This is a genomic window from Allobosea sp. TAB14 (assembly GCF_052113865.1).
Taxonomy (GTDB): domain Bacteria; phylum Pseudomonadota; class Alphaproteobacteria; order Rhizobiales; family Beijerinckiaceae; genus Allobosea; species Allobosea spartocytisi.
In genome coordinates, this window is record NZ_JBFRDQ010000034.1 from 22,722 (window position 1) to 31,156 (window position 8,435).

The 8,435-nt window shown below is 67.4% G+C and carries 8 protein-coding genes; 3 read left to right on the forward strand and 5 right to left on the reverse strand.

Annotated features, from left to right (window positions below; all coding sequences use genetic code 11):
* Positions 1 to 144 precede the first annotated feature (144 nt).
* Positions 145 to 1,974, forward strand: a complete 1,830-nt coding sequence (locus AB4Y99_RS07380) for a hypothetical protein (RefSeq protein WP_441522864.1) — start codon at positions 145 to 147, stop codon at positions 1,972 to 1,974.
* The gene (locus AB4Y99_RS07385) at positions 1,964 to 2,662 is read left to right on the forward strand and encodes a CatB-related O-acetyltransferase (RefSeq protein ID WP_441522865.1); all 699 of its coding nucleotides are present in this window, start codon (positions 1,964 to 1,966) and stop codon (positions 2,660 to 2,662) included. Before AB4Y99_RS07380 ends, AB4Y99_RS07385 begins: the two co-directional genes overlap by 11 nt.
* On the opposite strand, the gene AB4Y99_RS07390 is transcribed toward AB4Y99_RS07385, so the two are convergent.
* Genes AB4Y99_RS07390 through aspS form a run of 5 tightly spaced genes read right to left on the reverse strand, consistent with a single transcriptional unit; the run spans position 2,649 to position 7,089 of the window.
* Positions 2,649 to 3,701, reverse strand: coding sequence for an acyltransferase family protein (locus tag AB4Y99_RS07390; RefSeq protein ID WP_441522866.1), 1,053 nt, complete (start codon positions 3,699 to 3,701; stop codon positions 2,649 to 2,651). The two genes, AB4Y99_RS07385 and AB4Y99_RS07390, sit on opposite strands and share 14 nt — an antisense overlap.
* Positions 3,698 to 4,579: a glycosyltransferase family 2 protein gene (locus tag AB4Y99_RS07395; protein WP_441522867.1), complete on the reverse strand. Its 882-nt coding sequence runs from the start codon at positions 4,577 to 4,579 to the stop codon at positions 3,698 to 3,700. Before AB4Y99_RS07395 ends, AB4Y99_RS07390 begins: the two co-directional genes overlap by 4 nt.
* A gap of 42 nt (positions 4,580 to 4,621) precedes the next feature.
* Entirely contained in the window at positions 4,622 to 4,918 is a 297-nt protein-coding gene (locus AB4Y99_RS07400) for a hypothetical protein (protein ID WP_113254699.1), read from the reverse strand.
* A gap of 15 nt (positions 4,919 to 4,933) precedes the next feature.
* Positions 4,934 to 5,305, reverse strand: coding sequence for a hypothetical protein (locus tag AB4Y99_RS07405; protein ID WP_191126039.1), 372 nt, complete (start codon positions 5,303 to 5,305; stop codon positions 4,934 to 4,936).
* A gap of 5 nt (positions 5,306 to 5,310) precedes the next feature.
* Positions 5,311 to 7,089 (reverse strand): aspartate--tRNA ligase, encoded by a 1,779-nt coding sequence (gene aspS / locus AB4Y99_RS07410; RefSeq protein ID WP_441522869.1) that lies wholly within the window; start codon positions 7,087 to 7,089, stop codon positions 5,311 to 5,313.
* A gap of 149 nt (positions 7,090 to 7,238) precedes the next feature.
* Between aspS and rnd the strand changes: the two genes are divergently transcribed.
* The gene (rnd, locus tag AB4Y99_RS07415) at positions 7,239 to 8,378 is read left to right on the forward strand and encodes a ribonuclease D (RefSeq protein WP_133563263.1); all 1,140 of its coding nucleotides are present in this window, start codon (positions 7,239 to 7,241) and stop codon (positions 8,376 to 8,378) included.
* Positions 8,379 to 8,435: the final 57 nt, after the last annotated feature.

An 8,435-nucleotide genomic window follows, 5' to 3' on the forward strand; every position in this document is an offset into this window, starting at 1 on the left:
TCTTCGGCAGAAGGCAGCTTTCCGCCGTCTCAGGTCAAGAATTCCGTCATGATCATTCGCTCCTATGACGCCCTCGAGCGAAGGACGGCTTTCTTTCGCCGCTCGGTTGCGGCAGTTTCGCCCGGCACTGAACAGGAGAATATCATGACCGCTGCGCGCCTTCGCCGGCCAACGCATCTCGGGAACACGGCTCTCGCGGCTGTTTTCGTCGCGTTTTCCGCTCCTGCCTGGGCCGCGGATTTCCAGGTCGACAACGTCCGCATCGATCTGGGCCGGCTCGTCATCAGCATCCCGAAGGTCGCCGTCAAAGGCTCGAATCTCGAGAAGGACGCCTTCCTCGCGCTTTTCGCCAGCGGTGCGAACGAGCCCGCCTCGACCCGAATCGCGAAGCTGACCGCAACCGAGATCAGCGCGCCCGAGCTCACCATGGAGCAGGCGTTCGGCGAGCAGAAGCAGTCCACGACCTATCGTGACATCCGCTTCACCGACATCCGCGACGGCAAGATCGCGCATGGCGAATCGGGAAGCGCCAGCCTCAGCGCCCTGGGTGGCCCTGCCGGGGCGATGAAGGGCACGCTGAAGCGCACCGCTTTCGACATGCTCGATCTCAAGCAGTCGGCGCGTGTCCTCACCGAGAGGGCGGCGCCCGGGACGAACGAGCCCTATGTCCCGGTGATCGGCAGCTTCGAGCAGGACGGCTACGACATCGACATGGGCCAGGCCGGCAAAATGTCGATCGGCAAGACCACGGCGCGCGGCTTCACGGCGAAGGTCGGGCCGGAGCCCCTGCTCGACCTCCTCGACAAGGTCGGCAAGGGCTCAGAGGAGCTCGAGAAGAAGGCGGACGACAAGTCGGCCGCCAAGGACGACAAGAGCGATGTCGAGAAGCGCTTCGCCTTGTCGATGCTGACGCTGTTCGACATGTTCGAGTACGGCAGCGGCGAGGCGCGCGATTTCAAGGCCCTGATTCGCCCGCCTGCGGCAGACAAGGGTGCCAAGCCGAAGGATCCGGTCGAGTGGACGATCGCGCGCATGGCCTTCGGCGAGAATGCGCCGGACAAGTCGGGCTTCGCGATCGAAGGCATGGCGTTCACCAGCGGCCCCGGCAAGGGCAAGGTCGATTCGATCAGCTATTCCGGCTTCTCCTTCGGGAATGCCGCGCGTGAATTGCGGACTCTGCTCGCCAGCCCGGACGCAAATCTGGAGCAGATCGACTACCGGCGCTTCATTCCGAAGATCGGGACCATGCGCCTGACCGGGCTTTCGGTCGATGCGCCGCCGATCATCCCGGGCAAGCAGCCGATCAAGATCGCTCTCGGCACCTTCGAGCTGAAGGGTGGCGAGCCGCTGAACGGCATTCCGACCAGCCTCGGCCTGACGATCGACAAGCTGGTCACGCCGGTCGTCGATACCGGCGACAATCCGGGAATCGCAGAGCTGCTCGCCATGGGCATCGACAAGCTCGACCTCTCGGCGAAGCTCGACCTGGCCTGGGAGGCAGCGAAGAACGAGCTCGCCATCCGCACCCTCTCGCTCGGCAGCGCCGGCCTCGTGCAGCTCGATGCCAACGGCACGCTCGCCAATGTGACGCAGGACCTGTTCTCGAGCGATCTCGCGCTCGCCCAGGTGGCGGCGCTCGGCGCGACGGCTCGCAACCTCCAGATCAAGCTGCAGAATTTCGGTCTGGTCGAGAAACTGATCGCGAAGCAGGCGCGCGACACCGGCCGCAAGGTCGAGGAGGTGCGCCAGCAGTTCACCATGGTCGCGAGTGTCGGGCTCGCCGCCATGCTGGGCCCGTCCGATGCGGCCAAGACCCTGGCGTCGGCGGCCTCGCGCTTCGTCGCCAAGCCCGGGACGCTGACGATCGACGCCACGGCGAAATCGCCGTCCGGCCTCGGCCTCGCCGACGTGCTGACCATCACCCAGCCGACCGAGATCTTCGACAAGATCGATGTCAAGGCCGATGCCCGATAAGTCGGAGGGCGCCATCGCGCCCGAGGATCGCGACTGGCGCCCTTCCGCGCTGCAGGCCTGGTGGGCGGGCCTGCCGCCCGTCACCCGCGGCCTGCTGCGCAAATACGTGAATCGCGACAACCAGACCCGGCTGCACCTGGCGCATCTCATCGCCCGGCGGCCGGGACAGATCGTCGCCGGCGCCTATACCTATGGCCGGCCGAAGGTGCGCTTTCCCGAGAGCGGGGCGAAGCTCGTCATCGGCCGCTACGGCTCGATCGCCGACGGCGTCGAGATCCTGCTCGGCGGCAACCACCGGCTCGACTGGACGACGAGCTACCCCTTCCCGGCCCTGCCCCGGCTCTGGCCGGCAGCGGCGGGCTTCACCGGACATGACGCGACGCGCGGCGACGTCGTCATCGGCCACGACGTCTGGCTCGGCTCGCAATGCATGATCCTGTCCGGTGTGACGATCGGCCATGGCGCGGTCATCGCGGCCCGCGCCGTGGTCAGACGCGACGTGCCGCCCTATGCCATCGTCGCCGGCAATCCGGCCCGCGTCTTTCGCCTGCGCTTCGACGAGGCGAAGGTCGCGGCCTTGCTGGAGACACGCTGGTGGGATCTGCCCAAGCCGCGGATCGACGCGTTGCTGCCGCTCCTGCTCAGCAGCCGCATCGAGGAGTTCATCGCCGCGGTCAGGAGCCCTTGAGCAGGCGGCGCTTCAGGCCGAGCGCCGGCTTCTCGACGAGGAACCAGGACAGCGCCGCCACGGCCAGCGTGACGGCGAGCGAAGGCCAGAACAGCGCCATCGCCCCGAGGCCCGGGAACAGCGCATGCAGCGCCTGCTGCGCCGGCCAGCCATAGAGATAGACGCCATAGGAGAGATCGGCCGGCGGCTCGACCGAACGGCGTGTCAGAGCCGGGGCCAGCGCCAGCACGAGGACGCCCCAGGCGCTGACGAGATAGAGCGCCGCCTTGTAGAGCGGCGTGAAGGACAGCGGCACCAAAGCGAGAATCGCCAGCGCCAGCAGCGGCAGCGAGAGCGGCACCCTCTCGCGATAGAGATAGCAAAGCCCCCCGGCGAGGAAGATCAGCGGCAGGCGCAGCGCCGTCTCGGTGCCTTTCGATCCATGAGGCGTCACGACCTCGCGCAGCACCACCGCCAGCGTCAGGGCAAGCCCGGCCGCCAGCATGACGCGCGGCTTCGCCAACAAACCGGCGAGCCCGGCGACGAGCACGCCGAGATAGCACAAAGTCTCGTATTTCAGCGTCCACACCGTTCCCATCGGGAATTGCAGCGGGTTGTGCTCGAAGACGCCGGGCAGCGCCGCCGAGCTCTTGAAGCTGGTCAGCGTCGCGGAGATGAAGCGCCAGAGCCGCGGGTCCCTGACATAGCTGCCGAGATCGAGCGAGGTCATCGCCGCGCCGAGCAGCAGCGCCACGACCAGCGTCGCCGCGATCAGGCCGGGCGCGATCCTGAGCAGCCGCGCCACCACATAGTCGCGCCAGCCGCGCCTGACGAAGCTCATCGTCACGAGGAAGCCGGAAATCGCGAAGAAGCCGTTGACCGCATGCTCGCCGAGCGTGAAGCCGGTGGTCTGGAACCAGGGCTCCTGCTCGACCCGCCCGTCGGTGACGCTGAAGGCGTGCGAGACGACCACGGCGAGCGCCATCACCAGCCTGAGAAGGCCGAAATTATTGTGCGGATTGGCGAGCGCCTTCCCGATCCTCGGTGCGTTGCGGATCATGGCGCAGTCTCCAGCCCTTCATATGCCAGCGCCGTCTCGCCGCGCGCCCAGGCGCGCGCGCCGGCGGCGGAACCGGCATGGGCGAACATCTTCTCGCGGTTGAGGAGGACGCCGTACCCCAATGCCTTGCCGAGATTTTCCAGCCTGCGCAGCGGCGCCGGCTCCGGCAGGCCATATTTGCGGGCGATGTAATGCTCCGACCAGGCGAGGTGCCAGCGCGCCTTGAAGCGCCGCTGCGGAGACGGTGCGCTCGACTTCCCCCGCCCATGCCGTGCCTCGGCACCATCGACATGGATGAGGGCATGGCCGGCATCGCGCATCCGCCGGCAGAGATCGTCATCCTCGTAGAACAGGAAGATCGCCGGATCGAAGCCGCCGAGCGCGAGGAAGGTTTCGCGCGGGATCAGCAGGCAGGCACCGGAGAGGAACGGCAGGCAGGCATCTCCCTCCGGCACGACCATCGCACCGCTGCGATTGAGATGATCAGGCGAGAGCAACGAGCGCGGCTGCAGGAAGACGCGCCCCGAGGGCTCGACGATGCGCGGTGCCAGCATCCCGGCATCGGGGTAGCGCTCGGCCGCCGCCAGCAAAGCAGCGGCAGCGCCCCGCTTCAGCTCCAGATCGGGATTGACGATCAGCACATAGGGCGTATCCGCCGCCGCCACGCCGAGATTGTTGGCGCGGCCATACCCTTCGTTGCGGGCATTGGCGATGACGCGCGCGCCGCGCTTCTCCGCGATGCCCCGGCTGTCGTCGCCGCTGGCATTGTCGACGACGATCGCCGGCACGCCCTCGCCTGCCAGCGCATCGAGGCAGGCGGGAAGGACTTCGGCGCTGTCGTAGCTGACGACGATGGCGGTGATCGCGGCGGCGGGCATCGCGGCCTTCTGGCCATGCGAACCGGCCGGAATCAAGCGAATTCAGCGCCGCGACAGCGCCGCAAGCTCACCCTGCACCCGCTCGCGCTCGGCGCTTCCGCAAGCATGCGGCGCCTTGTAGGAGCGCACCGCATAGCCCGCATTGGCCGCGACGAAGGCCGCCCGCTCCTGCCGGTCGAGCCGCGCGATGATGCGGCCGCGATCGACGCGCAAGCCGCAATCATAGCCGCGCGAGACGGTCGCGGCGGCATATTCGACCGTGCCGGGGATCGGGCCGGCGCTCGTGCAGGCGGTGAGGCCGAGCAGGAGCGCTGCCGCGAGAGATGGTTTCGGAAGCATGCCCGTCTGGCCAGCTCAGGGTGCGTCGAACTGGCCGGCCCTGATTCGGGCCATGCGCTCCCTCAGCGCGGCGCGTTCCTCAGCCGCACAGGCTTGCGGCCGCGCATCCTGATTGACCATCTCGGCCTCGGAGACGGAGACATAGGCCGAGCGCGCCGCCGCGATCTGCTCAGGCGTGGCGCCACGTGCCGTCTCGGCCGCCAGGAAACGGTCCAGCGTCGAGCGCTGCGGCGAGCCGGCCTTGCAGGCGCTCGCCCGCGAGATCGTCGTCGCGAGGACCGAAGCGCGGCCGGCGCTGGTGTCGCCCCCGTCGGCGACGCAAGCGCCCAGCGGCAGCGCGAGGAAGCAGGCGAGCAGCAGGGCTCGCCCGACAGGCAGCGAAGGCATGGTCGTCAGCCGTTCTTCTCGGGCAGGTTGACGCGCAGATGCGCCTCGCGGAGCTGCTTCGGCGTCGCCTCGGCCGGAGCGCCCATCAGCAGGTCGACCGCCTGCTGGTTCATCGGGAACAGCGCGACCTCGCGCAGGTTGGTGGCACGCGCCAGCAGCATGATGATGCGGTCCACGCCCGCCGCCATGCCGCCATGCGGCGGAGCGCCGTACTGGAAGGCGCGATACATGCCGCCGAAGCGCTCGATCACCGTCTCCTCGCCATAGCCGGCGATCTCGAAGGCCTTCACCATCGCCTCGGGGCGGTGGTTGCGGATGCCGCCGGAGGCGAGCTCGAAGCCGTTGCAGGCGATGTCGTACTGGAACGCCTTGAGCGAGAGCGGATCTTCCTCGTTGAGCGCCTTCAGGCCGCCCTGCGGCATCGAGAAGGGGTTATGCGAGAAATCGACCTTCTTCTCGTCCTCGTTGTACTCGAACATCGGGAAATCGACGATCCAGGCGAAGGCGAAGACGTTCTCGTCGATCAGGTTGAGCTCCTGGCCAACCTTGTTCCGGGCGCTGCCGGCGAACTTGTAGAACTTGTCCGGATCACCCGCGACGAAGAAGCAGGCGTCGCCGCCCTTCAGCCCCATCTGCTTGATGATTCCCGCGACGCGCTCAGGCCCGATATTGTTGGCGATCGGCCCCTGGCCCTCGCCGTCTTCCTTGACCATCAGGTAGCCGAGGCCGGGCTGACCCTCGCCCTGCGCCCAGGAGTTCATCCGGTCGCAGAAGGCGCGCGAACCGCCGCCCGGAGCTGGGATCGCCCAGACGCGGTTCTTCTCGCCCTCGAGGATGCGCGCGAAGACCTTGAAGCCCGAGCCGCGGAAATGCTCGGAGACATCCTGCATCACCAGGGGGTTGCGCAGGTCGGGCTTGTCGGAGCCGTATTTGGCGATCGACTCGGCATAGGGAATGCGCGGCCAGTTCTTCTGGACGGTGCGGCCCTCGGCGAATTCCTCGAACACGCCGGTGATCACCGGCTCCATCGTCGCGAACACGTCCTCCTGCTCGACGAAGCTCATCTCGACGTCGAGCTGGTAGAACTCGCCCGGCAGRCGGTCGGCGCGCGGRTCCTCGTCGCGGAAGCAGGGCGCGATCTGGAARTAGCGGTCGAAGCCCGCCATCATCAGSAGCTGCTTGTACTGCTGYGGYGCCTGCGGCAGSGCGTAGAAMTKGCCGGGRTGCAGSCGGCTCGGCACCAGGAAGTCGCGCGCGCCCTCAGGGCTGGACGCGGTCAGGATCGGTGTCTGGAACTCCGAGAAGCCGGAATCCTTCATGCGGCGGCGCATCGAGTCGATGACCTTGGTGCGCAGCATGATGTTGTTGTGCAGCTTCTCGCGACGCAGGTCGAGGAAGCGGTACTTGAGGCGGGTATCCTCTGGATATTCGAGATCRCCGAAGACCGGCAGCGGCAATTCGGCCGAGGGACCGAGCACCTCGATGCCTGTCGCGAAGACCTCGACCGCGCCGGTCGGCAGGTTGGCGTTCTCGGTGCCGGCGAGACGCGCCTTGACCTTGCCGTCGATGCGCACGACCCATTCCGAGCGCAGCGTCTCGGCGTCCGCGAAGGCCGGCGAATCCGGGTCGATCACGACCTGCGTCATGCCATAATGGTCGCGCAGGTCGATGAAGAGCACGCCGCCATGGTCGCGAATGCGATGGCACCAGCCGGAGAGACGGACATTCTGGCCGATGTCGCTGTCACGGAGCGCGCCGCAGGTGTGGGAACGGTAGCGATGCAAGGTCACGGTATCGGTCTTTCGGCAAAAGGCGCCGGGAACAGGCCGAAAGGGCCAGCGCACAGCTTTTCGGGGCTAACCACACGCGCGCGCCCGAAATGTCAAGAACGCCCGCGACATCCCGCATCGCTGTCTGCTATGAGCCGAAAGCCATGCATCTGATCACCGATACCGCCGAGCTCTCCGCAGCCTGTGACCGCCTTGCGGCTCATCCCTTCGTCACGGTGGACACCGAGTTCCTCCGGGAGACGACCTATTATCCGAAACTCTGCCTGATCCAGCTCGCCTCGCCGGATGAGGCGGTGCTGGTCGATCCGCTCGCGCCCGATCTCGATCTCGCCCCCTTCTTCGGGCTGATGGTCAACGAGGCCGTGGTGAAAGTCTTCCACGCCGCCCGCCAGGATCTGGAAATCGTCTGGCTGCTCGGGCGCGTGCTGCCGACGCCGCTTTTCGACACCCAGGTCGCCGCCATGGTCTGCGGCTATGGCGACTCGGTCGGCTACGAGCAGCTCGCCAACGACCTCGCCAAGGCGCGCATCGACAAGTCCTCGCGCTTCACCGACTGGTCGCGCCGCCCTCTCACCGAGGCGCAGCTCTCCTATGCCGAATCGGACGTCACCCATCTGCGCCAGGTTTATCTCGCGCTGAAGGAGGATCTCGACGCCAGCGGCCGCGAGGCCTGGGTCGCCGAGGAGATGGCGGTTCTGAGCTCGCCCGCCACCTACGAGGTCAAGCCGGAGAATGCCTGGCTGCGCCTCAAGGGCCGCATCCGCAAGCCGCGCGAGCTGCCGCTGCTGATGGAGATCGCCGCCTGGCGCGAGCGCGAGGCGCAGAGCCGCGACGTGCCGCGCCAGCGCGTGCTCAAGGACGACGCGCTGATGGACATCGTCCAGCGCGGCCCGCGCTCGGTCGAGGCTCTCGCCGAATTGCGCTCCGTGCCCAACGGTTTCGAGCGTTCGCGCAATGGCGGCGAGGTTCTCGCCGCGATCGAGCGCGCAGCCGTGATCGATCCGAAAACCCTGCCCCGGCTGGAGCGCGAGCGCGGCCGGCCGACCAATGGCGCGGTGCTCGACCTGCTCAAGGTGCTGCTCAAGGCGACCGCCGACGCCGAGCGCGTCGCGCCCAAGATCATCGCCACGGCCGACGACCTCGAAGCCATCGCCTCCGACGAATTGTCGGACGTGCCGGCGCTGAAGGGCTGGCGGCGCGAGGTCTTCGGCGAGAAGGCGCTGGCGCTCAAGAACGGCCAGCTCAGCCTGCGCATCCAGCGCGGCCGGGTGGTGGTGGGCTAAAGCCCGGCTGAATCAAGCTCGGAGGAACCGCGTTCAGCCAATTGATCCGATACGTGA

What these genes read in the sequence shown, in the direction of transcription:
- AB4Y99_RS07380 (WP_441522864.1), top strand. Translation starts at nt 145, where the DNA reads ATGACCGCTGCGCGCCTTCGCCGGCCAACGCATCTCGGGAACACGGCT.
- AB4Y99_RS07385 (WP_441522865.1), top strand. Translation starts at nt 1,964, where the DNA reads ATGCCCGATAAGTCGGAGGGCGCCATCGCGCCCGAGGATCGCGACTGG.
- AB4Y99_RS07390 (WP_441522866.1), bottom strand. Translation starts at nt 3,701, where the DNA reads ATGATCCGCAACGCACCGAGGATCGGGAAGGCGCTCGCCAATCCGCAC.
- AB4Y99_RS07395 (WP_441522867.1), bottom strand. Translation starts at nt 4,579, where the DNA reads ATGCCCGCCGCCGCGATCACCGCCATCGTCGTCAGCTACGACAGCGCC.
- AB4Y99_RS07400 (WP_113254699.1), bottom strand. Translation starts at nt 4,918, where the DNA reads ATGCTTCCGAAACCATCTCTCGCGGCAGCGCTCCTGCTCGGCCTCACC.
- AB4Y99_RS07405 (WP_191126039.1), bottom strand. Translation starts at nt 5,305, where the DNA reads ATGCCTTCGCTGCCTGTCGGGCGAGCCCTGCTGCTCGCCTGCTTCCTC.
- rnd (WP_133563263.1), top strand. Translation starts at nt 7,239, where the DNA reads ATGCATCTGATCACCGATACCGCCGAGCTCTCCGCAGCCTGTGACCGC.